This is a genomic window from Longimycelium tulufanense (assembly GCF_014645795.1).
Taxonomy (GTDB): Bacteria; Actinomycetota; Actinomycetes; order Mycobacteriales; family Pseudonocardiaceae; genus Longimycelium; species Longimycelium tulufanense.
Window position 1 is genome coordinate 1 of the sequence record NZ_BMMK01000103.1, and the last position, 981, is coordinate 981.

General features: G+C 66.8%; 2 protein-coding genes. Both read right to left on the reverse strand.

What is annotated here, in order from left to right; genetic code table 11:
- A partial coding sequence (locus IEY55_RS31715) for a DNA cytosine methyltransferase (RefSeq protein WP_189062275.1) occupies positions 1 to 746 on the reverse strand: 746 nt, incomplete at its 3' end.
- Complete coding sequence (locus tag IEY55_RS31720) at positions 743 to 979, reverse strand: WhiB family transcriptional regulator (protein WP_189062276.1); 237 nt, start codon at positions 977 to 979, stop codon at positions 743 to 745. The genes IEY55_RS31720 and IEY55_RS31715, both read right to left, overlap by 4 nt.
- Positions 980 to 981: the final 2 nt, after the last annotated feature.

Genomic DNA, 981 nt, shown 5'->3' on the forward strand with positions numbered 1-981 from the left:
CGGTCAGGAGCGGCTCGTTCGATCGGTTCCCACCTCTCGTCGCTCGCGTGCCCTTCGCGTCCGCGACGATGGGCGTGGGCAGCAGAGACTGCACCACCGAGGGCAACGTGAGGTCCCCACTGCTGCCCCGCTGGTTCGGTCCGCCCTTGGCGCCATCCGATGCCTTCCGGGTGGGGAACAGCTTGTGGATTGCCTCGTCCAGCGGGCGTCCGGTCCGGGTGACGTAGTTCGGGCCCGGATGACCACGCCCCGACCCGTCCTGAGCTGTCGGCGTCGGCAGCAACGAGGAACAACCGGTCCCGTCGATGCGGGGCGCCGATGTCGGACGCGCGTAGGCATGTCCACTGCGCGTCATACCCGAGCGCGGCCAGATCTCCGACCACGTCTCCGAATCCCCGAACAACGTGACCCGCCACATTTTCCAGCACGACGAGGCTGGGTCGTAGACCGCGAAGGGCTCGGGCCACCTCCGGCCACAGGTATCGCTCATCGGTGGTGCCTTTCCGCTTGCCAGCAACGGAGAACGGTTGACAGGGGTATCCGGCCGTGAGTACGTCGACAGGCTCGACCTGGTCCCAGTCAACGGTGGTGATGTCGTCGAGGTTGGGAACGTCCGGCCATCGGTTGGCGAGAACCTTCGCGGCGGCGGGATCGTTGTCGCAGTGCCATGACGGTTCGGCACCGAGGACCTCGGCGATGGCAAGGTCGAGGCCGCCGCAACCGCTGAAGAGGCTGCCGGTCCTCATGGTGTCCTCGTCTTCAGCTTGCGGCGCTGTTTCTCGCTCATGCCACCCCAAACGCCGAAGCGCTCGTCATGCTCAAGGGCCCACGCGAGGCACTGGTCCCGCAGTGGGCAGCCCTTGCAGATTCGCTTGGCGGGTTGGGTGGATCCACCCTTCTCGGGGAAGAACAGCTCGGGGTCGACCTGGCTGCAGATTGCGGTCTCGCGCCAACGCGGTAACGGGGCGAGGTCACGCATCG

Bases quoted from the DNA above. Each gene is read 5' to 3' on its own strand.
- IEY55_RS31720 (WP_189062276.1), bottom strand. From the start codon at position 979: ATGCGTGACCTCGCCCCGTTACCGCGTTGGCGCGAGACCGCAATCTGC.